This is a genomic window from Pantoea sp. S62, from assembly GCF_016658625.1.
GTDB lineage: Bacteria > Pseudomonadota > Gammaproteobacteria > Enterobacterales > Enterobacteriaceae > Pantoea > Pantoea vagans.
Map to the genome: position 1 here is coordinate 1 of NZ_JACVVI010000068.1, position 268 is coordinate 268.

Here is a 268-nt window from a genome sequence, read left to right on the forward strand (position 1 = left end):
GGATAAGGTCAGCGAAACCATCCTGCTCAAAGGCGTGGTGGCGGCATACGAATCGAAGCAGAACACCGCGCGTATCGATGACGTGGTGCTTTACATGAAGTCGGCGGCGGTGAAAGAGGAATATGGCCAGCAGCCGACCATCATGAACCGCATTAACGAGCTGGTGCTGCTGCTGGACCGCTGGTGTACGTGGGGAGCCAACGGCGACTACTTCAACTCGGACAAGCCGACGCTCGACGGCGACACGCGCTTTGCCGTACTGGAGCTG

1 pseudogene is annotated in these 268 nt (G+C 59.0%); it reads left to right on the top strand.

The features are described from left to right. A pseudogene (locus tag IBT54_RS24960) lies at positions 1–268 on the top strand (type IV secretion system protein TraC); the annotation flags it as partial.